The sequence below is a fragment of the Kitasatospora sp. SC0581 genome (assembly GCF_048159585.1).
Classification (GTDB): Bacteria; Actinomycetota; Actinomycetes; order Streptomycetales; family Streptomycetaceae; genus Kitasatospora.
Map to the genome: position 1 here is coordinate 73,344 of NZ_JBLRWA010000023.1, position 26,537 is coordinate 99,880.

Consider the following 26,537-nt stretch of genomic DNA (forward strand, 5'->3'; position numbering starts at 1 on the left):
CTTCACGCGTGTGGGCGTGGCGAATCGGGAAAGCGGCAGCAGGCGTGAGCATCGGTCAGACGGACATCGACCAGACGGACCTCCGACAGGCGGGCATCGAGCAGACGGGCACCGGGCGGACGGACCTCGGCCAGGACCCGGTCGAGGGCGCCGAGGAGGAGACCGACTTCGGTCCCGGCCTCGACCCCGAGCGGCTGCGGCTCTGCCTGGAGGTGCTGGCCGAGCTCGACGAGCTGCACGTGGACCACCCGGACGCGATCACCGTCCGCAAGGCCGTCGGCGGCATATTCCGCACCCTCAAGCAGCGCCGCCGCCAGGAGACCCGGGCCCGCAAGACCGCCAACGACCGCGAGGTCACCGCCCGTACCGCCACCGGCGCGCCCACCCGGATCGACGACGAGACGGCCGGCGCCTTCGGTCTGACCACCGTCACCACCACCGAGATCGCCGGCATCCTGGAGCGCCCGCGCTCCTGCTACACCTGCAAGCAGCGGTACATCGAGGTCGACGCCTTCTACCACAACCTCTGCCAGGACTGCGCGGTCAAGAACCGCTCCCGCCGGGACGCCCGCGCCGACCTCACCGGCAAGCGCGCGCTGCTCACCGGCGGCCGGGCCAAGATCGGGATGTACATCGCGCTGATGCTGCTGCGCGACGGCGCCCACACCACCATCACCACCCGCTTCCCCAACGACGCGATCCGCCGCTTCACGGCGATGCCGGACAGCGCCGAGTGGATCCACCGCCTCAAGATCATCGGCATCGACCTGCGCGACCCGGCCCAGGTGATGGCCCTGGCCGACGAGGTCGCCGCCGACGGCCCGCTGGACATCCTGATCAACAACGCCGCGCAGACCGTGCGCCGCCCGCCGGAGTCCTACCGCGAGCTGGTCAACGCCGAGTCCGCCCCGCTGCCGGCCGGCGAACTGCCCCAGGCCACCACCATCGGCCGCTTCGGCAGCGGCAGCGTCGACCTGCCCGCCCTCCCCCACCAGGCGGGCGGCGACACGCAGCGGATCACCGCCGAGGACGTCACCTCGCTGGCCCTGGTCACCGGCTCCGCGACGCCCGACCGGATCGCGGCCGGCACCGCGATCGACGCCGGCGGCCTGGTGCCCGACCTCGCGGACACCAACAGCTGGGTGCAGACCGTCAGCGAGGTCGGCCCGATGGAGCTGCTGGAGGTCCAGCTCTGCAACTCCACCGCGCCGTTCATCCTGATCAGCCGGCTGCGCCCGGCGATGGCCGCCTCCGCGTCCCGCCGCAAGTACGTGGTCAACGTCTCCGCGATGGAGGGCGTCTTCTCGCGCGGCTACAAGGGCGCCGGCCACCCGCACACCAACATGGCCAAGGCCGCGCTCAACATGCTCACCCGCACCAGCGCGCAGGAGATGTTCGAGTCCGACGGCATCCTGATGACCGCCGTCGACACCGGCTGGATCACCGACGAGCGGCCGCACCCGGACAAGATGCGCCTCGCCGACGAGGGCTTCCACGCCCCGCTCGACCTGGTCGACGGCGCGGCCCGGGTGTACGACCCGATCGTGCGCGGCGAGGCGGGCGAGGACCTGTACGGCTGCTTCCTCAAGGACTACGACCGCTCCAACTGGTAACCAGCCGAAGGGGATGGCGAGTTGAGCACCGCACCGTCCGGACCGACCGGACCGACCGCGCCCACCGGACCGACCGGACCCGCCGGGCCGGCCGCGCCCGCCGCGCCGGTCCCGCCGACCGCGCCGCTGCTCGGCGCCGGGGTCATCGTGCCCACCGGGGACGGCCGGGTGCTGATCGGCCGTCGGACCACGGCCGGCGAGCCGCCGACCTGGAGCCTGCCCGGCGGCAAGGTCGACCTCGGCGAGTCCTTCGAGCGGACCGCGGCCCGCGAACTCGCCGAGGAGACCGGCATCGTGCTGCCCGCCGAGGAGATGCGGGTGCTCGCCGTCCACCTCGACCACGAGCTCGGCCGGCCCCGGCTGACGGCCGCCGTGCTGGCGCCGCCGAGCCTGGCCGAGGCCGTGGTCACCGAGCCGCACGCGTGCGGCGGCTGGGAGCGCGTCCCGGTGGACGCGCTGCCCGAGCCGATGTTCTACCCGTCCGCGCTGGTGCTCGGCAGCTGGCTGCCGCGGCTGTCCCCGCGGCTGCTGGCCGGAACGCACGGCTACCCCGTCGCCCGCTGGAACGGGTGACGGGGCAGCCGACCGCCTGACGGCGCTCAGCCGTTGCGGGCCGCCTCCGGTCCGGTGATCCGCTTCAGCAGCGGCAGCGTCGAGGCGATGATCCCGAGCGAGGCGGCCAGCCCGAAACCGGTCAGCCCGTAGTACGCCGGGCCCGGGGACACCAGGTCGTAGTCCTTCTGCGCCTTGAGGAACATCGCCGCCGCGGCGAAGCCCGTCCCGATCGCGAGTGCCGAGACCACCAGCAGCGGCAGCGCGCTCTCCAGTCCGACCACCCTGCGCAGCAGCCGCAGCGGTGCGCCGGTCAGCCGCAGCATCGCGAACGGCCGCCGGCGGTCGGACAATCCGGCCACCACGCTCACCGCGAGGCTGCACCCGGCGATCGGCAGGGTGGTCAGCAGCACCACGTTCGCCAGCTGCCGCCAGCCCTGGAGCTTCTTCTGCCCGGCGGAGGACCAGTCCTCGGCCAGCCTCGCCTCGTAGTGCGGGAACTCCTTCATGAACAGGGTTCGCAGCTGTTCCTTGGCCGCCTTGGAGCCGTCGGTGGTCGCGTAGAGCATCCGCACCGGGAGCCCGGCCGTCTCGGCCGCGGAGACCGGTGCGGCCGGCCACTCGCGGTCGGAGGCGTCCACCAGGCCGACCAGCTGGTAGGGGTCGACGGCCGCGACGGCGGCGCCGGGAGCGCAGTGGCCGACCACGGGGATCTGCGCGAGGTCCGCGCAGCTCACCAGGCCGGGCACGATGCCCCGCCCGCTCCGCTGGCCCGTACCGGCCGGGTCCTCGTGCACCAGGGCGATCCCCTGGAACCCGGGGACGGCCCGCGCCCGGGCCAGCACGCGATCGGGCACCGACGGCAGCAGGGCCGCGTCGTTCCGGTTGCCGAAGGGAGCGTCCACGATCGCCTTGCGCACCTCGGGGGCGCCGTTGAGCATGCCCTGGTTCGCGTTGATGGTGCTCATGATGGCCAGGGTCGCGGTGGTCACGAACAGCGCCAGCACCACGCCGGCGACCGACCGGAAGCCCGCCCCCGGGTCGTCCGCCAGGCGGCGCATCGCGATCAGGGCGGCCGGACGGCGGGTGCGCCGGGCCACCGCCCGGGCCGCGGCCATGGTCAGCCACGGCCCCGAGACCACCAGCCCGAGCATCACCAGCACGAAACCGGTCAGGTAGGCCGTGGACTGCCCGTCGGTGGTCTCCGGGCGGTTGCCCACGAAGTAGCCGAGTTCGGCGAGGCCGGCCACCAGCGGTGCCAGCCGCCAGGCGCTCGGCGGCTTCGGGGTGACCCTGCGGGAGACCCCGAGCGGCGAGACGGTGACCCGGCGCAGCGCGAGCCGGGCGGCGAGCGCGGCCGCCACCGGCACGCCCAGCACCACCCCGGCCGCCTGCGGCAGGGTCAGGCTCAGGTCGGAGGCGAAGAAGCGGTCGCCGGTGAACGGCACGTCGGCCACCACCGGTTTCAGCGCGGCGAACAGGCCGAAGCCGAGGGCCGTACCGATCACCGCGGCCAGGGTGGACTCCACCGCCGAGATCACCGACACCTGGCCGGGCGTCGCCCCCACCAGGCGGATCGCGGCGTAGCGCTGCTCCCGGGTGGCGGCGGAGAGCCGGGTCGCGGTGCCGATGAAGACCAGTACCGGGAAGATCAGCGCGGCGGCGACCACGGTGAGCACCAGGACCATCGCGTCGCCGTGCACGCCCGCGCCGTAGCAGTCGTACTCGCAGTCGTGGGGCAGGACGGTGGCGAGGCTGGTGACGGTGGTGGCCCTCGGCAGGGCCTTGACCTCGTCCGCGGTGCGGCCGACGACCAGCGCCAGGGTGTCCGGGGAGGGCAGCCCGTCCTCGCCGAGGGTGCCGACCTGCCGTCCGGGGAAGCGGTCGCCCAGTTCGACGGCCGGGGTGTCGCGCAGCAGCTTCTCCAGCGCCGGCGAGGCGTAGTACTCGCCGGGCGCGGGCAGCCGGCTCAGGCCGGGCGGCAGCGGCGAGGCGGGACCGGTCGGGGCGACATCGGCCCGGAAGACGGTCCTCCCCCGGTAGTAGTCCATCCGGGCGCCCCACCAGAGCGGGTCCGCCGAGGTGGCCGCGGTCGCGCCCTTGACGCCGGTGTTCATCCAGAGCTGCCGCTCGTTGGCCCGGTCGATCGCGCTCACGCCGGCGAAGGTCGAGAGCAGCAGCCCCACGCCGACCGCGACCGCCGCCGCGATCATCAGCAGCCGGGCCACCGCCTCCCGGCCGCCGCTGACGGCCAGCCGGAGCGAGAAGGCGATCACGGGGCCACCGTTCCGGCGCCGGCCGAGAGCGTACGGGCCCGGCCGTCGCGGACGACCGCCTCGCGGTCCGCGTACGCGGCGACCCGGGCCTCGTGGGTGACCAGGATGACGGTGGTGCCCTGCTCCTTGGCGGAGGCGACCATCAGCTCCATCACCTGCTCGCCGGTCAGCGAGTCCAGCGCGCCGGTCGGCTCGTCCGCGAACAGCACCCGCGGCCGGGCCACCAGGCCGCGGGCCAGCGCGACCCGCTGCGCCTGACCGCCCGACAGCTCGCCGGAGCGGCGCTGCTCCATGCCGTCCAGGCCGAGCCGGGCGAACCAGGGACGGGCCTGGGCCAGCGCGGCGGAGCGGCGCACGCCGTTCAGCAGCAGCGGCAGCGCGACGTTCTCCTCGGCCGTCAACTCCGGTACCAGCTGGCCGAACTGGAAGACGAAGCCGAACCTGTCCCGGCGCAGGGCGCTGCGCCGGGCCTCCGACATGGTGTCCAGGCGCTGCCCGTCGAACAGCACCTCCCCCGCGTCGGGCACCAGGATGCCGGCCAGGCAGTGCAGTAACGTCGACTTGCCGGAGCCGCTGGGGCCCATGATGGCGAGCACCTCGCCGGCCTGGACGGACAGGCTGGCCCCGCGCAGGGCGGGGGTCTCCCCGAAGGCGAGGGCGATGTCCCGGGCCTCGATCACGGCGGTCACGCGTTCACCTCCGCGGCGAGCGCGTCCAGGCGGGCGGCGGTGAGGTCGATCCAGCGCAGGTCGGCCTCCAGGTGGAACAGGCCGTGGTCGGCGAGCAGGGCGTCCACCAGGGCTCCGGTGCGGCGCAGTTCGGTGAGCTCGCGCATCCGGCGCAGGTGGGCGGCGCGCTGGGTGTCCAGGTAGTGCTCGGCGTCCCGGCCCAGCATCAGGGCCAGCACCACCTTGGTGAACAGCACGGACTGGAGGTTGGGCTCGGGCGCGACCGGCTCCTGGAGCCAGGTCTCGAACTCGGTCGCCCCGGTCTCGGTGATGACGTACCGCTTGCGCTCGGGCCCGTCGCCGGGCTCCGCCTCGCCGGCCACCACCTTGCCGTCGCGGGCCAGCCGGCCGAGGGTCGAGTAGACCTGGCCGTACGGAAGGGGCTTGCCGCGGCCGAAGAGGGCGTCGTAGTCGCGCTTGAGGTCGTAGCCGTGGCTCGGCTCTCGCTCCAGCAGCCCCAGAAGGGTCAAAGGAACACTCATGGGGGAAACATACACCCGGCGTATACCCCGAGTGTATATCTGGGCAGAATACGGCCCCGACCTGGGACATCGTCAGTCCATCGGCGAGGAAAGGGCGGAGAACGGGCCGGAGCCGGACACGGCACAGGCAGGGGGTGACCCCACGACCACCCCCTGCCCCGTACCTCGGCCCGGCGCCCCCACGGCCGACCGGGCCACGGCCGCGCCCAAGCACCGGGAGGACGCCGCCACACCCCAGCCTGCCCGGACCGGGTGCGGATGCCGAGGGCCGAACGTCCCGACCACTGGGCCGACCGGCCCTGACCGGCAGGTACCGGCGGTCCTCCGAACGCGCACGACTCTTGTGCGCGGGGGGCCACCGGGTGGACATTGGGGCGTAACCGCCCAGCGTCCCCGCGCCCCTGAGGAGCCCTCACCGTGTCCAGCACTCCCCGTCCGGCCCTGCCCGCGTCGCTCCCGCGGCGCACCGGCCGGCGGCTGCGGCGGGCACTCGGTGCCCGGCACGAGCCGCTCGCCCGCCCCCTCGACCGCTCCCGCGCCCGCGCCTGGCTGTCCGCCGTGCTCGGCGCGGTGCTCGCCCTCGCCCTGTGCGCGGGCGGCTCGCTGCTCCTCTACCGCGCCACCGCGCACCGGGCCGACGCCGACCGCGGGCGGCTGCAACAGGTCGACGCCGTGGTCAGCGGCGTCCCGGACCACACCACCGCCACCGGCAGCCGCTTCGCCGGCGGCTACAGCAACCAGGTGGACGTCGACGCGGACTGGACCGCCCCCGACGGCAGCCCGCGCCACGGCACCGTCCAGGCCCCGCACTCCGCCGTCACCGGCAGCCGGATCCCCGTCTGGGTCGACGCGGCCGGCACCGTCTCCGTCGCCCCGGCCGACCGGGTGGCCCTCGCCGTCTCCGCCGCCTGCACCGGCGCCGGCGCCCTCCTCGTCCTGCTGGCCCTGCTCGCCCTCGCCCTCCGCCTGCGCCTCCACGCGCTCGACCGCCGGGCGGAGGCCGCCTGGAGCACCGAGTGGGAGCGCCTCGAACCCCTCTGGAGCGGCCGCGCCGGCCACCGCAGCGAGGACTGAGCCGCTCACCCCGGCCGGTCGCCGGAGGTCGAGGCCGCCCGGAACGCCGTCCGGGCCGAGGGCCACCGGCCGGCAGCCCGAAACCCCCCGAGGAACACGGGGGTTCGACACCGTCCGTGCCGGGCGCCGGTCGCGGACGGGCGGCGGATCACCGGACGCCCGGTCAGCGCGGGTGGGTCCAGGCGGGGGCGGGGACGGTCCTGGCGGCGCGGTGGGTGAGGGCCGCGACGGCGAGGAGCAGCGCGAGGGCCAGGGCCAGGGCGAGCGGGATGTCGGCGTGGAGGACCAGAAGGGCGCCGAGGAGGGCTCCGGCGAACATCCAGACGGCGGAGGCCAGCCGGCGGGGGCCGGTGCGGTCGGCGGCGAGGGCGGTGATGGTCATGGTCAGCACGGTGGTGGTGAGGTCAGGGACCTTCAGGGCGCGGACCACCGCGTTCTGGCCGCCCATGGCGAAGCCGAGCAGCCCGATCAGGGTGTAGCGGGCCGGCTCGGAGGTGTGGCCGGCCACGGCCGCCAGCACGGTGGCCGCCGCGACCAGCGCCGACTGGACGGCGACGGCGGCGGCCAGCAGGTGCCCGCGGTGGCCGGGCAGGCGGCGGGCGAGGTGGCCGCCGGCCAGGGCGCCGAGCAGGAAGGCGGCGAGGGCGGCCAGCGAGGCGGTGGCGGAGAGGTTGGCCGCGCCGGCCAGGGCGAAGCCGAGGAACACCACGTTGCCGGTCATGTTGGCGACGAAGACGTGGCCGAGTTCGAGGTAGCTGACCGCGTCCACCACTCCGGTGACCACGGTCAGCGCCAGCAGCATCGGCACCAGCGGCCCGTGCTCGGGATCGGGGGTCGGCATCCTGCCTCCAGTCGGTTCGGGCGGGGTTCGGGTGACCTGGTCCGGGTGACGCGGTCCGGGTGGTGACGGTACGTCCGCGCCGCCCGTCAGGCGAGCGCCGGGTTGCCGGGGTCCTCCGGCTCGTCCTCCAGGTGCCAGTGCAGGTCGCGTACGCCGGGCTCCAAGGACAGCCGGGTGACGACCTGTTCGAGCGCCGGGGCGACCTGCCCGGTGATCGCGACGGTGGCCCGCAGGCTGGTGGCGTCGCCGTTGTCGGTGCGGCGGGCGCGCAGGCCGGTGGGGGCGAGTCCGGAGGCGGCGAGGGCCTGGAGCAGCAGGGCCCGGATGTGGGTCTCGGACTTGCGGTCGCATTCCAGGTGGACGGTGGCGCGGGTGGTGGAGTCGGGGTCGCTGCCGGCCTGTGGGGCCCGGTCGAGGAGTCGGCCGGCGGGGCGCAGGACCAGGTGGACGACGAGGACGGCGAGTGTGCCGAGGACGGCGAACCGCAGTTTGCCGGAGGCGGCGAGGACCCCGACGGCGGCCGAACACCAGAGTGTGGCGGCGGTGTTGAGGCCGCGTACGCCGGCGCCGTCGCGCAGGATGACGCCGCCGCCGAGGAAGCCGATGCCGGAGACGACGTAGGAGGCGACCCGGGTGGGGCTGCCGGCGTCGCCGACGGCCTCGCTGTAGAGCACGAACAGGGTGGCGCCGGCGGCGACCAGGGCGTTGGTGCGCAGGCCGGCCATCCGGGCCCGCCACTGGCGTTCGACGCCGATCAGCGCGCCGCAGGCCACGCCGGTGGCGAGCCGTACCAGGAAGTCGACGGTGGTCAGGGTGTGCACGACGGCACCTCCTTCACGGGAGGAGGGGTACGGACGGTGGCACGCGGTCGATGCTCCCGGCAGGCCGGGCGACCTCGATGATGGCCATCGCCACGGTGGTCGGCGGGGAGGCGCGCAGGGCGCGGGGGCCGGCCGTGCGGTCGGCCCCGGACAACGTGACGGCGCGTCGGCGCATCGGGGGTCTCGGGCGCCTCCGGAGCCGTGAGCCGTCCCGAGCATAGACCGCCTCCGAACGACCGGGGCAGGGGTTTCCCGCTCTTCCTCGACAGCTTTGTAGAAGTTTGACCGAATCCGATCACCGCCACCCGGGAACCGACCCGCCTTGCGTCACGTCCTCCGACATATATAGTTCACCGACATATGCAGTTGAGCAGCTCACGAGGGGGAAGTGTGTCCCACACCGATCCGAACCGGCCCGCACCCGTCCTGCGCCTGGCCAACGTCACCCGCGTGCACGGGCGGGGCGCCGCCGAGGTGCACGCCCTGCGCGGCATCGACCTGGCCGTCCACCCGGGCGAGTTCGTCGCCGTCATGGGCCCGTCCGGCTCCGGGAAGTCCACCCTGCTGACCCTGGCCGGCGGGCTGGACCAGCCCAGCGACGGCGAGGTGCTGGTGGAGGGGGTCGCCCTCGGCGGCCTCGGCCGCGGCCGGCTCGCCGACCTCCGGCGGCGCTCGATCGGGTACGTGTTCCAGGACTACAACCTGATCCCGGCCCTGACCGCCGCCGAGAACATCTCGCTGCCGCGCGAACTCGACGGCGTCCCGGGCCGCCGGGCCCGCCGGGAGGCGCTGGCCGCACTGGAGGAGCTGGGCATCGGCGAGCTCGCCGACCGCTTCCCCGACGACATGTCCGGCGGCCAGCAGCAGCGCGTGGCCATCGCCCGCGCCCTGATCGGCGAGCGCCGACTGGTGCTCGCCGACGAGCCGACCGGCGCCCTCGACTCGGCCACCGGCGAGGCGGTGCTCGCCGTGCTGCGCGCCCGCTGCGACGCCGGCGCCGCCGCGATGATGGTCACCCACGAGGCGGCCCACGCCAGTTGGGCGGACCGGGTGGTCCACCTGCGGGACGGCGCGGTCGCCTCGGAGGCCCCCGGCCGCCGCTCCTCCGCCCGCCTCGCCGCGGTGCACCCCTCCGGTGCGGTCGGCGAGGTGGCGCAGTGAGGTTCGGAGCCTGGCGGGTCGCCCTGCGCATCGCCCGCCGCGACGCGCTGCGCGCCAAGGGCCGCAGCGCGCTGATCGCCGCCATGATCGCGCTGCCCGTGCTCGGCGTCACCGGCGCCGACGTGGTCCACCGCAGCGGGCAGCTGACCCCGGCCGAACGGGTCGAGCGGGTGGTGGGCGGCGCGGACGCCCTGGTCACCTCGCTCGCCCCGGGCACACCGGTCGAGCAGGCCCCGATCGCCGAGGACGGCGCCTTCACCGTCCCGGCCCGCCCCGGCGACAAGCCGACGGCCGAGCAGGAGAAGGGCGCGAGCACCGACCCGGCCGCCCTGGTCGCCGCGCTGCTGCCGCCCGGCAGCGCGCTCACCCCGGCCCGGCCCGGGCCGGAGGCCGGCGCGGACTCGCCCGAGGGCCTGGTCCGCACCCTCACCACCGAGGCCGACCTCGGCGACCCGATCTGGCGCGGCCGGCTCGACCTGGTCGAGGGCCGCGCCCCGAGCGCCCCGCACGAAGTCGCCGTCACCCGGGCCTTCCTGGACCGCTCCGGGCTCAAGACCGGCGCCACCACCACCCTCCAGGGCCTGGAGCGCACCACCTACACCATCACCGGTGTGGTGGAGCACCCGAGCGAGCTGGGACGGGTCGAACTCGTCGCCCGGCCCGGCGAGTTGATCGAGCCGCTGAACACCGCGCTGGCGGCCGGCGGGCCCGTCGCGGAGAAGCCCTCGGCCACCCGGTCCGGCTGGCTGGTCCGACTGCCGTCCGGGGCCTCCCTCGACTGGGCCGCCGTCCAGCGGTTCAATGCCCACGGCTACACCCTGACCGCGCGCTCGGTGGCGATCGCTCCGCCGCCCGAGCAGGCCGTCCCCTACTACCGCGACGCGTACCGTTACCACGACCCGACGGCCGCCAACAACACCAAGATGGTCGTCGCCGTCGTCAGCGGCATGGCGCTGCTGGAGATCGCGCTGCTCGCCGGGCCCGCCTTCGCGGTCGGCGCCCGCCGCTCCCGCCGCCAGCTCGCCCTGCTCGGCGCGGCCGGCGGGAGCCGGGCCCACGTCGGCGCGGTGGTGCTCGGCGGCGGCGTCGTCCTCGGCGCGACCGGGGCGGTGGTCGGCGTGGTGCTCGGCACCGCGGTGGTCGCCCTGCTGCGGCCGCGGATCGAGCAGTTCGGCGGCGTGCGCTTCGGCCACTTCGCCGTGCCGCCGCTGGACCTCCTCGCGATCGCCGGGATCGGCCTGTTCACCGCGCTGCTCGCCGCCGCGCTGCCCGCGCTGCAGGCCGCCCGGCGCAGCGTCACCGCCGGGCTGACCGGCCGGGACACCGTCCGCGCCCCCAGCCGGCTGGTCACCTTCGCCGGCCTGGGACTGCTCGTCCTCGGCGCCGTGCTCGCGATGTACGGCGCGGGCGCCGTGAAGCGCGACCAGCCGGGCGCGGGCGGCTACGACACCCGTACGCTCACCGTGCTGGGCGGCTCGGTGACCGCCGAGATCGGCCTGCTGCTGTGCACCCCGATGCTGGTCGCCCTGATCGGCCGGGCCGCCGGGCGGCTGCCGCTCGGCCCCCGGCTGGCGCTGCGCGACGCCGCCCGGCACCGCTCGCGCACCGCTCCGGCGGTGGCCGCGGTGATGGCCGCGGTGGCCGGCGCCGTCGCCATCGGCGTCTACTCCACCAGCACCGACGCCGAGGACCGGCGCGACTACCGGCCGCAGGCCCCGTACGGCGCCGTCCAGTTGATGACGTACGTCGACGGGCCCCGGCTCACCGAGGAGCGGGCCGAGCTGGAGAAGCAGCTGTCCGGGCTCGGCCCGCGCGGCGACCTCGGCCAGGTGGAGTATCGCTTCTGCGACAACTGCTCCAGCGTCGTCCAGCTCCAGGGCCCGCCGGAGCGCCGCGGCCTGGGCTCGCCGCCGCACATCGCCGCCGGTGACGTCACCGTGCTGCACAACCTGTTCGCCGTCCACGACCCGGCCGCCGAACAGGCGCTGGCCGCCGGGAAGTTGCTGGTCTTCGACCGGTCCCTGGTGGGCGCCGACGGCAAGGCCGTGATGGTCCTGCGCGGCGGGGGCGGCGCTCCGCTGCAGCCCGGCGAGGTGCCCAAGCCGGACGTCCAGGAGGTCCCGGTCGACGCGGTGCTGGTCGACAACCCGGCCGCCGCCGACTTCGCCCAGGGCCTGGCGCTGCCCTCCGCGCTGCCCGCGCTCGGGCTCACGTCCCGGCCGTCCGGCTCGGTCTGGCTGCCCGCCACGCCGCCCGACCGCAAGGCCCAGCAGCGCGCCGCGGCGGCCGCCGTCCGGCTGGACCGCTTCGCCACGCTGGAGGTGGAGCGCGGCTACCAGCCCACGGGCGACGCGCTCAGCCTGGCGCTCACCGGCTTCGCCGCGCTGGTCGTGCTCGGCGCGGCCGGGATCGCCACCGGCCTGGCGGCCGCCGACTCCCGGCAGGACCAGGCCACCCTGGCCGCGGTCGGCGCGCCGCCGCGGATCCGGCGGAGCATGGCGGGCCTCCAGTGCACCCTGATCGCCCTGCTGGGCGCGCTGCTCGGGGCGGTCAACGGGTTCGTGCCGGCGGTGGGGCTGCTGAAGTCCCGGGCCAGCGGGTTCGGGGCCAAGCCGGCGCTGATCACCGCGCCCTGGGGCGAGCTGCTGCTGATCGTGCTGGTGCTGCCGGTGGTCGCGGGGCTGCTCGCGGCGCTGCTCACCCGCTCCCGCATCCCGCTCGGGCGGCGGCTGTCCTGACGGCCCCGTCAGCCTTGGACACGTCTTGCACACGTACCGACCACCGGCTGACACCGCTTGGGCACCACCCGGGCACCGACCGCTACGCGCCGGGCGTCCGTCCCCCTCACCCGGGGGCGGGCGCCCGGCGCTCGCCGTACCATGGGCCGCGATCCGGCGGGCCAAGGGCGTCGGCGTCCGGTTCGGCGAGGGAGCAGAGGGAGTAGAGGGCGGTGCTGCGGGGGTTCGGGGACCTGGAGGCCGAGATCATGGACCGGTTCTGGTCCTGGGACCGGCCCGCCACGGTGCGCGAGGTGGTCGACGACCTCCAGCGGGACCGGGCCGTCGCGTACACCACCGTCACCACGGTCGCGGACATCCTGCACACCAAGGGCTGGCTGCGCCGCGACAAGGTCGGCCGCGCCTGGGTGTACCGGCCGAGCTGCACCCGCGAGGAGTACACCGCCCGGCTGATGCACCGGGCGCTGGAGACCACCCCCGACCGGGCGGGCGCGCTGCTCCACTTCGTCGACCGGATCAGCGGGGCGGAGGCCTCGGCCCTGCTCGCCGCCCTCGAACACGCGAGGTCCCGGGAGGCCGGGTAGTCCTCGCGCTCGGATCCGTCCCCGGACACACCCCCGTGGGCCCGTCGGCGTGGGGGTGCCGACGGGCCCCGGGTGGGGGTGGGGGGTGGGGGTTCGTGGGATTTGCCGTGGCCTTGACCCGCGCGCCTGAACCGGCGCGCCCGGGCCCGCGTTGCCGGCGGCGCCTCGTCGTCAGCGGTGCCGCAGGTACGCCTCCGCCGTCCGGCGCAGCCGGTCGTGCAGCCCGTCGTAGGCGCGGGCCCGGCCGAGCAGGGTCTTCGGCAGCTTGGCGACCATCGTGTAGTTGGTGTCGCAGACGTTCGCCGCCGGGGCCAGCCCGGCCTGGCTGACCAGCTGGTAGGCGTCCAGCTGGTCCAGGCCGAGCAGTTCGCCGGTCCAGCCGACCAGGTCGTGCTGGCTGATCCGGAACGCGTCCTCCAGCGGACGGGCGGAGCCGGTGCTGATCAGGAAGTCGTCGTTCTCCAGCCGGGGCCAGGCCGGTCCCCCGCCCTTGACCAGGTCGACGATCACGGTGGTGCGCATCGCCGCCTCCACCGCCGTGCCGCACACCTCGCCCTCGCCCTGGCGGGCGTGGCCGTCACCGATGGCGAGCAGGCCGCCCTCGACGTTGACCCGGAAGTAGGCGGTGGTGCCGGCCCGCATCTCGGGGGTGTCCAGGTTGCCGCCGTGCGCGCCCGGGGTGATCGAGGCCAGCACCTCGCCGGCCGCCGGGGCGACACCGACCGTGCCGTGCATCGGGTCGAGCGGCAGGTCCACCGTGAACCCGCTGTTGCGGGCCCGGAACCGGCAGACGCCCGCCTTGGCGTCCAGTTCGTAGACCCAGACCCGCTCCTCCAGCGGCGCGTGCAGCATCGCGGTGGTGTGGGTCGCGGTCAGCGCGCCGAAGTGCGGGAAGGTGCTGGAGACGCCGTACTCCCGGGCCGGGGTGATCTCCGCGAAGTGCACCGCGAGGACGTCCCCGGGCTCGGCGCCCGCCACCGCGATCGGGCCGGTGACCGGGTTGAGGTAGGGGAAGACGCACACCTGGCTGGGCAGGTCCCCGGTGCCGCGCACCTTGCCGCCGAAGCAGTCCTCGGTGGTCAACTCGACGACGGTGCCCGGCTGGACGGTGACCAGCGGGGCGCGGCCGCCGAAGGTGTAGGCGTAGTCCTCCGGGGTCGGGGACAGCCGGACGGTCTCGGGCAGGCTCACTGCTTCTCCTCGGCGGGGGTGCTGTTCGTGGCGGTGCTGTTCGCGGCAGTGGTGGTCGTGGTGGTGGCGTTCCCGGCCGTGGCATCGGTGGCCGCGGCCTCGGCCTCGGCATCGGTCTCGGCGACGGCCAGCCGGGGCCTGCGCCCGGTCGCCACCAGCCCGGCGAGCACGATCCCGCCGACGAGCAGCCAGACGAACCCGAGCCGCTGGGCGGCGATGTTGGCGTTGACCACCACGTACGCGAGGATCGCGAAGCCGAGCGCCGGGGCGATCAGGTGCCGCCAGTAGTCCTTGCTGCGCTTGCGGACCAGGTAGTGGACGACCACGGCGACGTGCAGGACCAGGAAGGTGGACAGCGCACCGAAGTTGACCAGGGTGCTCAGCAGGGTGATGCCGTCCTCGCGCGAGGCCGTGTAGAGGCCGAGCACCAGCGAGATCCCGGCGGTCAGCAGGGTCGCGTTGACCGGCACCCGGCGGGTGGGGTGGATCCGGGCCAGGAAGGCGGGCAGCTGGCGGTCGCGGGCCATCGCGTACAGCAGCCGGGAGGTGGCCGCCTGGGCGACCAGCGAGTTGGCGAAGCCCCAGGCCACGGCGGTGGAGGCGGCGGTCAGCGTGGCGAGCCAGCCGCCGGCGGCGGTGCGGGCCGCGTCGTAGAAGGCGGTGCCGTTCGGGTCGCCGTCCCGGATCAGCGCGTCGGGGTCGGCGACCAGCAGCGAGGCGACCCAGGTCTGCACGATGAACAGTGTGCCCGCGAGCAGCAGCGCGGCGACCATGGACCGGCCGATGGCCTTGGCGGAGTCCCGGTTCTCCTCCGAGAGGGTGGAGATGCCGTCGAAGCCCAGGAAGCTGAGCACCGCGATCGAGACCGCCCCGAAGGCCAGGCTCCACGAGAACGTGTGCCCGTTGTACAGCGGCGTGAAGTCGAAGCCCCGGCCCTTGCCGTTGGCCAGGGCGATCACGCCGACTACCACGAACAGGGCCAGCACGACGAGTTCGCCGATCAGCATCGCCTTGTTGACCCGGTTGGTGGTCTCGATGCCCAGGTAGTTGACCACGGTGTTGAGCAGCACGAAGCCGATCAGCCAGAGCCAGACCGGGATCGACGGCACCAGCGAGTTCATCGCGACACCGGCGATCAGGTACAGCAGCCCGGGCACCAGCACGTAGTCGAGCAGGATCATCCAGCCGGACAGGAAGCCGACCGGGGCGGCGATGCCGCGGCCCGCGTAGGTGTAGACCGAGCCGGCCATCGGGAAGGCCCGGGACATCTGGGCGTACGACAGGGCGGTGAACATCATCGCCACCATGCCGAGGACGTAGGCCAGGGCCACCATGCCGCCGGAGCCCTGGAAGACGCCGCCGAAGATGCCGAACGGTGCGATCGGCACCATGAACACCAGCCCGTAGACGAGCAGGTCGGTGAAGCCGAGCGAACGGCGCAGTTCCTGCTGGTAGCCGTAGCTCTCGATGCCCTGGGGTGCGGGTGTGTCGGCCATGGTGCTCTCTCTCCGTGACGACCCTGCGAGGGGTGTGGGGAGACTGTAGAGGGAACTATTTCCAGATGGAAGGGTTTCGTTCCGACATTCCACCTGACGAGAACGGAGTACCCGGGGCTGGCTTGACCTACCGGGGCAGGACGGCGAAGCCGAGGCCCTCGGCCCGGGCCAGGTGGATCGGCGCCCGGCCCGCGGCCTCGCCGTGCAGCAGCCGGCCCGCGGCCGCCGCCAGGCCGTCCGGGGCCAGGGCCCGACGGGCCGGCAGGTCGGCGAGCAGGCGCAGACCCTCGTACAGGCCCACCGCGTAGGCGTCCAGGACCGGCGCCCACGGACCGCACAGGGCCCGGTGCCGCTCGGCGAGGCTCTGCCGGCGCTCCTCGGCCAGCGTCGCGAAGGAGGGCATCGCCGCGTACAGCGTCCCGGTGTCGTCGCCGCCGAGCGCGAGCAGGCCGTTCTCCTCCAGGGAGCCGGAGAGCCGCACCAGCCTCCGATCCAGCCCGCTGCGCCGCAGCGCCCGGTTGAACTGCACCAGGTCGCGCCCGATCAGACTGAGCAGCAGGGCGTCCGCGCGGGCCGAACGCAACGCGTCCAGCAGCGGGTCGAGCGCCTCCTCGACCGCCCCGAAGGGGACCCGCCGCTCCAGCACCACCCGGGCGCCGGCCCGCGCCGCGAGTCCCTCGGCGGCCCGGTGGACGGAGCGCGGCCAGATGTAGTCGTTGCCGATCAGCGCCCACCGGCCGATCCCGTGACGATCCGTCAACTCCTGGATCGCCGGGCCGAATTGGCGGGACGGGTCGATGCCGGTGCAGAGCACGCCGGGCAGCCGGGAGCCGCCCTCGTGCGGCGGGGTGAAGACGTACGCGAGACGGCCCGCGGCAACGGTCTCGACCGCCCGGTGCACATCGCTGGTGTGGCACCCGGCGAGCGCGTCCAGCGCCCCGGCGTCCAGCAGGCGCCGCACCTCCCCGGCGACCGGGCCCGGCGCGCCGCCGCCGTCCACCAGCACCAGCTCCAGCGGGCGGCCGAGGACCCCGCCGCCCGCGTTGACCTCGTGCGCGGCGAGCAGCGCGCCGTCCAGCGCGGACGGGCCGGTGAGCCCGAGCGGGCCGGACTGCGGCACGACGAGGCCCACCCGGAACGCCGCCCCGTCCCGAGCCGAGTGCAGCGCATCGAGCGGATCGATCACCCTCACCTCGATGCTCACGGTGCGAGTATCGTCGTACCGCCGATATCGGGGAAGGCCGGAACGGGAGGGTCCGATGACCGCAGCTGGTGCCGCACCGGGGGTCGACGGCCGTCCCGGCGATCCCGCCGCCCGGACCGCCGCCCCGGCCGCCGAGCAGACCGTCGGCGCCGCGGCGCGCCCCCCGGCCGCCCCGGAGCCGCTGCTGGTCGAGCTGGTCACGCTGGCCCACCGCAGGCTCTCCGGCGGCCTCGCCGCCGCCCTCGCCGAGGAGGACTGCACCGTCGACCAGTGGCGGCTGCTGCGCGTCCTCGCGGACGACCGGGGACACGCGATGGGCGAGCTGGCCCAGGCCCTGCTGATCCCGCAGGCGAGCCTGAGCCGGCTGGTGGACTCGCTGGCCGACTCCGGCTGGGTCTACCGGCGCCAGGACGACCAGGACCGCCGTCGGATCACCGCCCACCTCTCCCGCCAGGGCCGCACCCGGCTGACCCGGCTGGACGCCCTCGCCGCCGCCCACGACGCCGCCGTGCGCCGGGCCTGCGGCCTCACCGACCCGGCGCACGTGCTGCGGCGGCTCGCCGCGCTCTGACCGGCCCGCCCCGGCCGCCCCGGGCACACGACGACGACCCGCACGGACGACGACGGCCCGCCCCCGCCGAAGCGGGAGCGGGCCGTCGCGGCGCGCGATCGGACGCGGTCAGGCCGGGCGGACGGCGCCCTTGTAGGGCATCACGGAGATCGGCAGGACCTCGATGTTCTTGCCCGTGTACGGGGCGTGGATCATCTTGCCGTCGCCGATGTACAGGCCGACGTGGTGCAGGTCGTCGTAGAAGAACACCAGGTCACCGGGCTGGAGGTTGGCACGGTCGACGTGCGGGCCGTCCTTCCACTGCTCCTCGGACGTCCGGGAGATGGTGACGCCCGCCGCGCGGTAGGCCTGGCTGGTGAGGCCGGAGCAGTCGAAGGTCGCGGGGCCGGTCTTGCCCCAGCCGTAGGGCTTGCCGAGCTGGGCCTGGGCGAACGCGATGATGGCGCCGGCCCGGCCGCTGGCCGACGGCACCGGGGCGTTCATGTCCGGGCGGTCGCTGGAGCGGGAGGCGCGGTCCTTGGCCGCGGCGGCGGCGGCCTGCTGGGCCTCGGCCTTGGCCTTCTCCGCGTTCTGCTGGGCGTTGATCTTGGCGCGGTCCTCGGCGCTGAGCTTGTTCAGCATCCCCTGGGCCTGGGCCAGCTTGGTCTGGATGTCCTTCTTCTGCTCCGCCAGCTGCGTGCCCACCGAGTCGAGCGCGGCCAGGGTGGCGGTGGCCTCGGCGCGGTCCTGGTCGAGCTTGCGCTGCTCGTCCTGGGCCTGCTTGAGCAGACTCGCCTGGGAGTCGGAGACCTGGTTCTGCACCGAGGCGCGCTCCAGGTAGGCGGCCGGGTCGGAGTCGAGCATCAGCTGGACCGACGGGTCGATGCCGTTGGTGCGGTACTGGTCGGCGGCGACCGCGCCGAGCCGGGTCCGCAGCTCGTTCATCGCCTCCTGGCCCCGGACGACCTTCTCCTGGATCTGGTTGGCCTCGCCCTGGAGCTTCTGCTGCTTCGCCTGGAAGCCGTTGTACTTCTCGATCGCCTGCTCGGCGTCCTCGTTGAGCTTGTCGACCTGCTCCTTGACGGTGGCGAGGTTCGGGGTCGGCTCGGCGTGGGCGGTACCGGAGGCCAGGACCGCGCCGCCGGCCGCCATGGCCGTGGTGAGGACCGCCATGCGGGCCCGGCTCGGGGGGCTGGGCTTGCGGCGCTTTCCCATGGCGGTCGCTCTCCTTCGGGGGAATCTCGGGACGGTCCGGGCGGAGCGGGGGGACGGCTCGGCCGGTGCCTGGGGACGACGAAGGCGGGCAGGACGAGCAACGGGGGGGTGCTGCCCCGCCCACCTTCTTCGAAGTAACTTAATAGATGAGGGGCCGGGTTCCGCAATCCCCCTGATCATGACGTTTTGACAGCATGACAGGACATCGATCGCGTTCCGTGCCATCGGCGTTGACCTCGGACACCTCCGGACACCGCGGACACCTCCCACCACCCGACGACCGCCGGTCGGACCGCTGACGACGACCCGGACGACCGCGCCGCCCGCCTCCGCCGACACCCCGGACGACCCCACCCGGCGCCTCCGACCCCCTGACCTCCGACCCCCTGCCGACACCCCTATCGGCCGCGGGTGCCAGCCGTCCCCGCACGCCATGGCACCCCCCGCCCCGGAGAGTGCTCGCGAGCGGCCGAACCGAGGGAAAGGTCACATGAGATTCCTCTCCTGCAGCCCCGCGCACGGGCGCTAACCTGCGCACATGAAGGTCCCGCCCGAAGGGCTCCCCCTCGCTGCCGAGTTCCCGGCCGCGCACCGAGAGCAGTGGCAGCAGCTCGTCCAGGGCGTGCTGCGCAAGTCCGGTGCCCAGCCCGAGGACGGTCCCGCCGCCGAGCAGGCGCTCACCACCCGGCTCCAGGACGGGCTGAGCGCACGCCCCCTGTACACCGCCGAGGACACCGACGCCGACCCGGGCTACCCGGGCTTCCCGCCGTTCGTGCGCGGCGGCCGGCCGCAGGGCTCCGCCGTGGCCGGCTGGGACGTCCGCCAGCGGCACGCCGACCCGGACCGCCGGCGCGCCAACGAGGCCGTCCTGGCCGACCTGGAGCACGGCGTGAGCTCGCTCTGGCTGGAGCTGGGCGGCGCGGGCCTCCCGGTGGACGCCCTGCCCGAGGCGCTCACCGGCGTGTACCTGGACCTGGCCGCCGTGGCGCTCGACGCCGGCGCCGAATTCACCGACGCCGCCGAGCAGTTGTTCAACCTGTACGAGGAGCGCGAGGTCTCCCCCGGCGCCGCCGCCGGCAACCTCGGCGCCGACCCGCTCGGCCTCCAGGCCCGCACCGGCCGGACCGACCGCACCGGGGCGCTGCTCGCCGAGGCCACCGCGCTGGCCGCCCGCTGCGCCGCCGGGTACCCGGGTGTGCGGGCGCTCACGGTGGACGCCCTGCCGTACCACGAGGCGGGCGCCTCCCCCGCCCAGGAACTGGGCTGCTCGCTGGCCACCGGCGTCGCCTACCTGCGCGCGCTGACCGCCGCCGGCCTCCCGGTCGACGACGCGCTCGGCCAGCTGGAGTTCCGCTACGCCGCCGACGGCGACCAGTTCCTCACCATCGCCAAGTTCCGTGCCGCGCGCCGCCTCTGGGCCCGGGTCGCCGAGGCCTCGGGGGCCGGTGCGGCCGCCTCGGCACAGCGCCAGCACGCCGTCACCTCCCGGGTGATGATGACCGCCCGCGACCCGTGGGTGAACATGCTGCGCACCACGATCGCCTGCCTGGCCGCCGGGGTCGGCGGCGCGGACGCCGTCACCGTGCTGCCCTTCGACAGCGCACTCGGCCTGCCGGACGCCTTCGCCCGCCGGATCGCCCGCAACACCCAGGCGATCCTGCTGGAGGAGTCCCACCTGGCCCGGGTGATCGACCCGGCCGGCGGCTCCTGGTACGTCGAGCAGCTGAGCGAGGAGCTGGCCCGGGCAGCCTGGGCCTGGTTCCAGGAGATCGAGCGGGCCGGCGGACAGCAGGCCGCCCTGGAGTCCGGCCTCGTCGGCGAGCGGATCGCCGCGACCTGGGCCGAGCGCTCGGTACGGCTCGCCAAGCGGCGCGAACCCGTCACCGGCGTCAGCGAGTTCCCGCACCTGGACGAGCAGCCGCTGGTCCGCGAACCGGCCCCGGCCGCGCCCGGCGGCGGGCTGCCGCGGGTGCGCCGCGCCGAGGCCTACGAGGCGCTGCGGGACCGCTCGGACGCCCACGCCGCCGCGCACGGCGCCCGCCCGAACCTCTTCCTCGCCTCGATCGGCACCGCCTCCGCGCACACCGCGCGCACCACCTTCGCCGCCAACCTGTTCCAGGCGGGCGGCATCGCGACGGTCTCGGCCGAGTCCGTCGACCCGGCGGCCTTCGCCGAGGCCTTCCGGGCCTCCGGCGCGACCGTCGCCTGCCTCTGCTCCAGCGACGCGCTGTACGCCGAGCACGCCGCCCCGGTCGCCGGCGCCCTGAAGGCGGCCGGCGCCGAACGGGTGCTGCTCGCCGGGCGACCCGCCGAAGTACCCGACGGCGTGGACGAGTTCATCTTCGCGGGGGGCGACGCGGTCGCCGTCCTGACCTCCCTGCTGGACCAGATCGGAGCCGCTCGATGATCCCCGACTTCACCGGAATCGGGCTGGACGGCGCCGGCGGCAGCCTCACGGGCGGCCCTGGCGTCACCGACGAGCAGTGGCGGGCCGCCTGGCGCCAGTCCACCGGCAAGGACGTCGACGAGCTGCTCTGGGACACCCCCGAGGGCATCGGCGTCAAGCCGCTGTACACCGGGGCCGACCTCGCCGGGCTGGACTTCCTGGAGACCTACCCGGGCATCGCCCCGTACCTGCGCGGGCCGTACCCGACCATGTACGTCAACCAGCCCTGGACCGTCCGCCAGTACGCGGGCTTCTCCACCGCCGAGGAGTCCAACGCCTTCTACCGCCGCAACCTCGCGGCCGGCCAGAAGGGCCTGTCCGTCGCCTTCGACCTGCCGACCCACCGCGGCTACGACAGCGACCACCCGCGGGTCACCGGCGACGTCGGCATGGCTGGTGTGGCGATCGACTCGATCTACGACATGCGCCAACTCTTCGACGGCATCCCGCTGGACAAGATGTCCGTGTCGATGACCATGAACGGCGCCGTGCTGCCCGTCCTCGCGCTGTACATCGTCGCGGCCGAGGAGCAGGGCGTACCACCGGAGAAGCTCGCCGGGACCATCCAGAACGACATCCTCAAGGAGTTCATGGTCCGCAACACCTACATCTACCCGCCGCAGCCGTCGATGCGGATCATCTCGGACATCTTCGCGTACACCTCGCAGAAAATGCCCCGGTACAACTCGATCTCCATCTCCGGCTACCACATCCAGGAGGCCGGTGCGACGGCCGACCTGGAGCTGGCCTACACCCTGGCCGACGGGGTGGAGTACCTGCGCGCGGGCCTGGACGTGGGCCTGGACGTGGACGCCTTCGCGCCGCGGCTGTCGTTCTTCTGGGCGATCGGCATGAACTTCTTCATGGAGGTCGCCAAGCTGCGCGCGGCCCGGCTGCTCTGGGCCAAGCTGGTCAAGCAGTTCGACCCCAAGAACCCCAAGTCCCTGTCGCTGCGCACCCATTCGCAGACCTCGGGCTGGTCGCTCACCGCCCAGGACGTGTTCAACAACGTCACCCGCACCTGCGTGGAGGCGATGGCCGCGACCCAGGGCCACACCCAGTCGCTGCACACCAACGCCCTGGACGAGGCCCTCGCCCTGCCCACCGACTTCTCCGCCCGGATCGCCCGCAACACCCAGCTGCTGCTCCAGCAGGAGTCGGGCACCTGCCGGGTGATCGACCCGTGGGGCGGCTCCGCCTACGTCGAGAAGCTGACCCACGACCTCGCGTCGAGGGCCTGGGAGCACATCCAGGAGGTCGAAGCCGCCGGCGGCATGGCCAAGGCCATCGACGCGGGCATCCCCAAGCTGCGCGTCGAGGAGGCCGCCGCCCGCACCCAGGCGCGGATCGACTCCGGCCGCCAGCCGGTGATCGGCGTCAACAAGTACCGGGTGGAGAACGACGAGCAGATCGACGTGCTCAAGGTCGACAACTCCTCGGTGCGGGCACGGCAGGTCGAGAAGCTGCGCCGACTGCGCGCCGAACGCGACGAGGCCGCGTGCCAGGACGCGCTGCGCGCGCTGACGGCCGCCGCCGAGGCCGGCCCGCAGCGCGGCGGCTCACTGGACGGCAACCTGCTGCACCTGGCCGTCAACGCGGCCCGGGCCAAGGCCACCGTCGGCGAGATCTCCGACGCCCTGGAGAAGGTCTACGGCCGCCACTCCGGCCAGATCCGTACCATCTCCGGTGTGTACCGAGACGAAGCGGGCCCGTCGGCCTCCCTCCAGCGCACCCGCGACCTGGTCGAGCGGTTCGAGCAGGCCGAGGGCCGCCGTCCGCGCATCCTGGTCGCCAAGATGGGCCAGGACGGCCACGACCGCGGCCAGAAGGTGATCGCCACCGCCTTCGCCGACCTCGGCTTCACGGTGGACGTCGGCCCGCTGTTCCAGACCCCGGCCGAGGTCGCCCGCCAGGCCGTCGAGGCCGACGTGCACATCGTCGGCGTGTCCTCGCTCGCCGCCGGACACCTCACGCTGGTGCCCGCGCTGCGCGCCGAACTCGCCGCGGCGGGACGGGAGGACATCACCATCGTGGTCGGCGGAGTCATCCCGCCGCAGGACTTCGACGCCCTGTACGAGGCTGGCGCCGCGGCGGTCTTCCCCCCGGGGACGGTCATCCCGGACGCGGCGTACGACCTGCTCAAGTCCCTGGCGGCCGAACTCGGCCACGAGCTGTGATTGCCTGAACGCATGCCTCCGCGGACGATCGACCTCGACAGCTATGTGACGGGCGTACTCGACGGCTCGCGCGCCTGGATCGCGCGCGCCGTCACCCTCGTCGAGTCCTCCCGGCCCGACCACCGCGCACTCGCGCAGCAGCTGCTCCAACGGCTGCTGCCGCATGCCGGTGGCGCGGTCCGGGTGGGCATCACGGGCGTGCCCGGTGTCGGCAAGTCGACCTTCATCGACGCCTTCGGGACGATGCTGACCGGCCAGGGCCACCGGGTCGCGGTGCTCGCCGTCGACCCGACCTCCAGCCGGACGGGCGGCTCCATCCTGGGCGACAAGACCCGGATGGAGCGCCTCGCCGTCGACCCTGCCGCCTTCGTCCGGCCGTCCCCGACCTCGGGGACGCTCGGCGGAGTCGCCAAGGCCACCCGTGAGTCCATGGTGGTGATGGAGGCGGCGGGGTACGACGTCGTCCTCATCGAAACGGTCGGCGTCGGCCAGTCCGAGACGACGGTGGCCGGGATGGTCGACACCTTCCTGCTGCTCAGCCTGGCGCGGACCGGCGACCAGCTCCAGGGCATCAAGAAGGGCGTCCTGGAGCTGGCGGACGTCATCGCCGTCAACAAGGCCGACGGCCCGCACGAACGCGACGCCAAGGCGGCGGCGCGCGAACTCGCTGGCGCGCTACGGCTGTTGCAGGCCCCGGACGCTGCCTGGACGCCGCCGGTGCTCACCTGCAGCGGCCTCGACGGCGCGGGCCTGGACGTCCTGTGGGAGCGGCTGCAGCAGCACCGCAAGGTGCTGGACGCCACGGGCGCGCTGGCGGCGAAGCGCCGCGACCAGCAGGTCGAATGGACCTGGTCCATGGTCCACGACCAGCTCTACGCCCGCCTCCACGAGAACCCCGAAGTACGGCGCCTGACCCCCGAGTTGGAAGCCCAGGTCCGCGCCGGCACCCTCCCGGCAGGGCTGGCGGCCCAGCAGATCCTGGACGCCTTCTTCGCCTGACCCAGGTCTCGCAGACCGAGCGCCGTGCCCCACCCCCGCGTGGGGCACGGCGCTTCTCGGGTTCTCCTGGGAATCCCATCCGGTCGCAGCTCGACAACTCCACGCCATGCCAGGCCCGTTCCGGCCCTCTTCCGTCGCCCGAACGGCTGACAACGAGTCAATGCGGGTACACCGACGTGGAGAACCGGAGATGCTGATGCAGCCGTTGAACCGGTCGCACAGAGGACGGGACCGCGATGACCCCTCGACCGCGCACACCCAACCCCGAGCTCGCCGCACGGTCGATCGGCAGGTCCGACATGGACCCCTCACGCCGTGGCGTCCTGACCGCCGGTCTCTACTCACTGACCCTGACACTGCCGGAGTTCGACGAGAGCCCCGAGCGGATCACCCGTGCCGCCGCGGGCCGAACCGTGCGTGTCGGCGACGGCGAGGTCCAGACCGTACGGACGGTGACCGACCGGATCGCCGGCATCCTCGACGAGCTCGGTGCCGCCCATGCCCGCCCGATGGCTGCGGCGTTCCTGGTCAACTCGGTCGGGCCCTGGCTCCAGGCGTCCGGCACGACCCAGGTGAAGGCCGACCTGCTGTCGGCCGCCGCCGATCTCACCTACCTCACCGGCTGGATGGCGATGTACGAGACCGCCCACGGCCTCGGCCAGAAGTACTACGTCCAGGCCCTCAAGCTCGCGCGGGAGGCCCAGGACCACGTGACGTACTGCCGCACCCTGCGTGGCATGGCACTCCAGGCGTCCAACCTCGGCTACGGTCCAAAAGCCCTCGAACTCGCCGACTCGGCCGCCGAGGCCGCTCCGGCCTCCGGCCCCCGCCTGCAGGCCTTCCTCACCGGCCAACAGGCGCACGGCGCCGCCATGGTGAAGGACCGGCGCCAGGCCTTCGCACGCCTCGCCGAGACCGAGACGGCGCTGGCCCAGGCCGACGGCCGCAACGACTCCATCGGCGGCTACGACCAGAGCGCGTACCACTTCCACGTCTCGCACGTGCTGTACGAACTCGGCGACCTCCCGGGGGCGGTCAAGGAGCTCCAGCTCTCCAACCGGGCCCGCCCGGCCAACGAGAAGCAGGGCCGCGTACACGGCAACGGCCTGCTCGCCCGGCGGCAGATGGAACTCGGCCACGTCGAAGCCGCCTGCGCCACCTGGGACACCTTCCTGGACGACTATGTCACGCTCAGCTCCGTCCGCGGCGACGAGCACTTCCGCGCCCTGAACACCGCCCTCCCGGCCCACGCCGCCAACGGCACCGTGCGCCGACTCCGGGAGCGCACCCGCGAGGTCGCACAGCAGAAGGCCGCGTGAGCCATGAGCCTCCGCATCGGGATCACGGGACATAGAGGACTGACGGCCGAGTTGGAGGTGCAGGTCCGGCAACTGCTCGAAGACGCCCTACCGAGCCGGACACCCTCAGGCCTCGCCGTCGTTTCCTGCATCGCGGACGGGCCGGATTCGTGGCTGGCAGAGATCGCGCTCAAGCGGGGCGGGCAGCTGGAGGTCGTCGTCCCGGCCGACCAGTACCGGGACGGGCTGCCGGAGTGGCACCACCCCGTCTACGACCGGCTGTTCGACAGCGCCGCCGCCGTACACCGCACCGGCCACGTCGAATCCGACGAACCCGCACACCTGGCCGGAGGCGAACTCCTCGTACACCACGTCGACAGGCTCCTCGCCGTCTGGGACGGCCTGCCGGCTCGCGGCCAGGGCGGGACGGCGGACGTCGTCGCCCTCGCTCGACGACAGGGCGTGCCGGTCGAGATCGTCTGGCCGGAGGGAGCCCGCCGCTGACCGCGTCACATCGGCCTCTCGCCGAGAGCGGCCCGCAGCCAGTCGAGGGAGTCGGTCGCCAGGACGGCATCGGCGAGGTCGTTCGCGGTCTTCGTGGTGAGCCGGCCGCGGCTGTTGTCGATCCACCGCTGCGCGTTCGCGTAGCCCTGCGCCTTGTACTCGACGCCCTGGATCAGGCATTCCAGCTTGTCCGCGTCCCGGGCGCAGACCGCCTCCAACGACTCCTTCGCCTCGTACTCCGCGACGAGGTCCCGAATGGTCGAGGCCAGGACGTCCGGCATTCCCCCGACTTGGTCGGCCGTCACCGCCACCGGATCCGCACTCGGCGCGTACTTCTTGCCCAGGTGGTTGACGTCCCCGGTGCGCGATTCCTGGGAGTCGTGCCAGACCGCCAGGAACGCGGCCTGCGCCGGATCGGCGCCTTCGAGCCTGGCGATGACCGAGGCGATCAACGCGGTCCGCCAGGAGTGCTCGGCGACCGACTCGGGGTCACGGACACCGGCCATCCACCAGCCCGTGCGCTTGGTCTGCTTGAGCGTCCCGGCTTCGAACAGGAACCTCGCCACCGAGCCCAGGTCGTCCGTCAC

General features: G+C 74.1%; 22 protein-coding genes. 12 read left to right on the forward strand and 10 right to left on the reverse strand.

Going from position 1 to position 26,537, the window contains the following annotated elements; all coding sequences use genetic code 11:
- Positions 1-194 precede the first annotated feature (194 nt).
- Both ACLWS4_RS27880 and ACLWS4_RS27885 read left to right on the forward strand, forming a co-directional pair.
- Positions 195-1,613 (forward strand): SDR family NAD(P)-dependent oxidoreductase, encoded by a 1,419-nt coding sequence (locus ACLWS4_RS27880; protein ID WP_234348576.1) that lies wholly within the window; start codon positions 195-197, stop codon positions 1,611-1,613.
- A gap of 21 nt (positions 1,614-1,634) precedes the next feature.
- The gene (locus ACLWS4_RS27885) at positions 1,635-2,186 is read left to right on the forward strand and encodes a nucleotide triphosphate diphosphatase NUDT15 (protein ID WP_416875524.1); all 552 of its coding nucleotides are present in this window, start codon (positions 1,635-1,637) and stop codon (positions 2,184-2,186) included.
- A gap of 26 nt (positions 2,187-2,212) precedes the next feature.
- Here ACLWS4_RS27885 and ACLWS4_RS27890 read toward each other — a convergent pair whose 3' ends face one another.
- The 3 genes from ACLWS4_RS27890 to ACLWS4_RS27900 are packed head-to-tail and all read right to left on the reverse strand — an operon-like array spanning position 2,213 to position 5,651.
- Positions 2,213-4,441 carry an FtsX-like permease family protein gene (locus ACLWS4_RS27890; RefSeq protein ID WP_416875525.1) on the reverse strand — a complete coding sequence of 743 codons (2,229 nt, stop codon included), beginning with the start codon at positions 4,439-4,441 and terminating at the stop codon, positions 2,213-2,215.
- On the reverse strand, positions 4,438-5,130 hold the full coding sequence (locus tag ACLWS4_RS27895) for an ABC transporter ATP-binding protein (RefSeq protein WP_416875526.1): 693 nt from the start codon (positions 5,128-5,130) through the stop codon (positions 4,438-4,440). The genes ACLWS4_RS27890 and ACLWS4_RS27895 overlap by 4 nt, the downstream gene beginning before the upstream one ends.
- Entirely contained in the window at positions 5,127-5,651 is a 525-nt protein-coding gene (locus ACLWS4_RS27900; protein ID WP_049656925.1) for a PadR family transcriptional regulator, read from the reverse strand. Before ACLWS4_RS27900 ends, ACLWS4_RS27895 begins: the two co-directional genes overlap by 4 nt.
- Positions 5,652-6,068: 417 nt before the next feature.
- Between ACLWS4_RS27900 and ACLWS4_RS27905 the strand changes: the two genes are divergently transcribed.
- Entirely contained in the window at positions 6,069-6,725 is a 657-nt protein-coding gene (locus tag ACLWS4_RS27905) for a hypothetical protein (RefSeq protein WP_416875527.1), read from the forward strand.
- A gap of 163 nt (positions 6,726-6,888) precedes the next feature.
- Here ACLWS4_RS27905 and ACLWS4_RS27910 read toward each other — a convergent pair whose 3' ends face one another.
- Positions 6,889-7,566, reverse strand: a complete 678-nt coding sequence (locus ACLWS4_RS27910; protein ID WP_416875528.1) for a YoaK family protein — start codon at positions 7,564-7,566, stop codon at positions 6,889-6,891.
- 86 nt (positions 7,567-7,652) lie between these two features.
- Positions 7,653-8,387 (reverse strand): MgtC/SapB family protein, encoded by a 735-nt coding sequence (locus tag ACLWS4_RS27915; protein ID WP_416875529.1) that lies wholly within the window; start codon positions 8,385-8,387, stop codon positions 7,653-7,655.
- A gap of 360 nt (positions 8,388-8,747) precedes the next feature.
- On the opposite strand from ACLWS4_RS27915, the gene ACLWS4_RS27920 reads away from it, so the two are divergent.
- The 3 genes from ACLWS4_RS27920 (at position 8,748) to ACLWS4_RS27930 (ending at position 12,870) form a co-directional block, all read left to right on the forward strand.
- On the forward strand, positions 8,748-9,548 hold the full coding sequence (locus tag ACLWS4_RS27920; RefSeq protein ID WP_117486990.1) for an ABC transporter ATP-binding protein: 801 nt from the start codon (positions 8,748-8,750) through the stop codon (positions 9,546-9,548).
- Positions 9,545-12,286: an FtsX-like permease family protein gene (locus ACLWS4_RS27925; protein WP_416875530.1), complete on the forward strand. Its 2,742-nt coding sequence runs from the start codon at positions 9,545-9,547 to the stop codon at positions 12,284-12,286. The genes ACLWS4_RS27920 and ACLWS4_RS27925 overlap by 4 nt, the downstream gene beginning before the upstream one ends.
- A 215-nt stretch (positions 12,287-12,501) precedes the next feature.
- Positions 12,502-12,870, forward strand: a complete 369-nt coding sequence (locus ACLWS4_RS27930) for a BlaI/MecI/CopY family transcriptional regulator (protein ID WP_049650008.1) — start codon at positions 12,502-12,504, stop codon at positions 12,868-12,870.
- A 171-nt stretch (positions 12,871-13,041) separates the two neighbouring features.
- Here the strand turns inward: ACLWS4_RS27930 and ACLWS4_RS27935 are convergent, their stop codons facing one another.
- The 3 genes from ACLWS4_RS27935 to ACLWS4_RS27945 form a co-directional block, all read right to left on the reverse strand.
- Complete coding sequence (locus ACLWS4_RS27935) at positions 13,042-14,061, reverse strand: acetamidase/formamidase family protein (RefSeq protein ID WP_049649998.1); 1,020 nt, start codon at positions 14,059-14,061, stop codon at positions 13,042-13,044.
- Positions 14,058-15,557, reverse strand: coding sequence for an APC family permease (locus tag ACLWS4_RS27940; RefSeq protein WP_416875531.1), 1,500 nt, complete (start codon positions 15,555-15,557; stop codon positions 14,058-14,060). The genes ACLWS4_RS27935 and ACLWS4_RS27940 overlap by 4 nt, the downstream gene beginning before the upstream one ends.
- A 127-nt stretch (positions 15,558-15,684) precedes the next feature.
- Positions 15,685-16,761, reverse strand: a complete 1,077-nt coding sequence (locus ACLWS4_RS27945) for a substrate-binding domain-containing protein (RefSeq protein WP_416875532.1) — start codon at positions 16,759-16,761, stop codon at positions 15,685-15,687.
- 55 nt (positions 16,762-16,816) lie between these two features.
- On the opposite strand from ACLWS4_RS27945, the gene ACLWS4_RS27950 reads away from it, so the two are divergent.
- Positions 16,817-17,332, forward strand: a complete 516-nt coding sequence (locus tag ACLWS4_RS27950) for a MarR family winged helix-turn-helix transcriptional regulator (RefSeq protein ID WP_380739659.1) — start codon at positions 16,817-16,819, stop codon at positions 17,330-17,332.
- Positions 17,333-17,440: 108 nt separating this feature from the next.
- Here the strand turns inward: ACLWS4_RS27950 and ACLWS4_RS27955 are convergent, their stop codons facing one another.
- Positions 17,441-18,526: an NlpC/P60 family protein gene (locus ACLWS4_RS27955; RefSeq protein ID WP_416875533.1), complete on the reverse strand. Its 1,086-nt coding sequence runs from the start codon at positions 18,524-18,526 to the stop codon at positions 17,441-17,443.
- A 538-nt stretch (positions 18,527-19,064) separates the two neighbouring features.
- Here ACLWS4_RS27955 and mutA point away from each other — a divergent pair.
- From mutA to ACLWS4_RS27980, 5 genes are all read left to right on the forward strand, one after another.
- Positions 19,065-20,933: a methylmalonyl-CoA mutase small subunit gene (gene mutA, locus ACLWS4_RS27960; protein WP_416875534.1), complete on the forward strand. Its 1,869-nt coding sequence runs from the start codon at positions 19,065-19,067 to the stop codon at positions 20,931-20,933.
- Positions 20,930-23,149 carry a methylmalonyl-CoA mutase gene (scpA, locus tag ACLWS4_RS27965; protein WP_416875535.1) on the forward strand — a complete coding sequence of 740 codons (2,220 nt, stop codon included), beginning with the start codon at positions 20,930-20,932 and terminating at the stop codon, positions 23,147-23,149. The genes mutA and scpA overlap by 4 nt, the downstream gene beginning before the upstream one ends.
- Positions 23,150-23,161: 12 nt before the next feature.
- Positions 23,162-24,148 (forward strand): methylmalonyl Co-A mutase-associated GTPase MeaB, encoded by a 987-nt coding sequence (gene meaB, locus ACLWS4_RS27970; protein ID WP_074002556.1) that lies wholly within the window; start codon positions 23,162-23,164, stop codon positions 24,146-24,148.
- 236 nt (positions 24,149-24,384) lie between these two features.
- On the forward strand, positions 24,385-25,467 hold the full coding sequence (locus tag ACLWS4_RS27975) for a hypothetical protein (protein WP_416875536.1): 1,083 nt from the start codon (positions 24,385-24,387) through the stop codon (positions 25,465-25,467).
- A 3-nt stretch (positions 25,468-25,470) separates the two neighbouring features.
- Positions 25,471-25,950: a hypothetical protein gene (locus ACLWS4_RS27980; protein WP_416875537.1), complete on the forward strand. Its 480-nt coding sequence runs from the start codon at positions 25,471-25,473 to the stop codon at positions 25,948-25,950.
- A gap of 5 nt (positions 25,951-25,955) precedes the next feature.
- Here ACLWS4_RS27980 and ACLWS4_RS27985 read toward each other — a convergent pair whose 3' ends face one another.
- Complete coding sequence (locus ACLWS4_RS27985) at positions 25,956-26,537, reverse strand: HD domain-containing protein (protein ID WP_416875538.1); 582 nt, start codon at positions 26,535-26,537, stop codon at positions 25,956-25,958.